The 382-nt window shown below is 80.6% G+C and carries 1 protein-coding gene; it reads left to right on the forward strand.

Translation table 11 applies throughout. The features are described from left to right. The coding region (locus QC029_RS30900; protein ID WP_336621628.1) for a biotin/lipoyl-containing protein at positions 1–382 on the forward strand (382 nt) is incomplete at both ends.

Genomic DNA, 382 nt, shown 5'->3' on the forward strand with positions numbered 1-382 from the left:
CGGGCCACGAGCCGGTGGCCGTGCGGGGGCGCGGGCGGGCCGGCGGCGCCGAGGTCCGCGTCGGGGACGCCGGGCCGGTGAGGGCCTCGCTGCGCCTCGACGGCCCCGAGGGAGCCGGCCGGGCCCTGCTGACCTGGGACGGGGTGACCCACTCCTTCACCCACGCGCGCTCCGGCGGCAGCCGCTGGCTCGGCCGGGACGGGCAGAGCTGGCACCTGGCCGACCCCGACCCGGTCGAGGCGGCCCTGCGGGGCGGCGCGGGGGCGCACGGCGCCGACGCGCTGACCGCGCCGATGCCCGGCACGGTCACCGTCGTCAAGGCGGCCGACGGCGAGGAGGTCGCCGCGGGGCAGAGCCTGCTGGTGGTGGAGGCGATGAAGAT

This window comes from Streptomyces sp. DH37, from assembly GCF_029813835.1.
Taxonomy (GTDB): Bacteria; Actinomycetota; Actinomycetes; order Streptomycetales; family Streptomycetaceae; genus Streptomyces.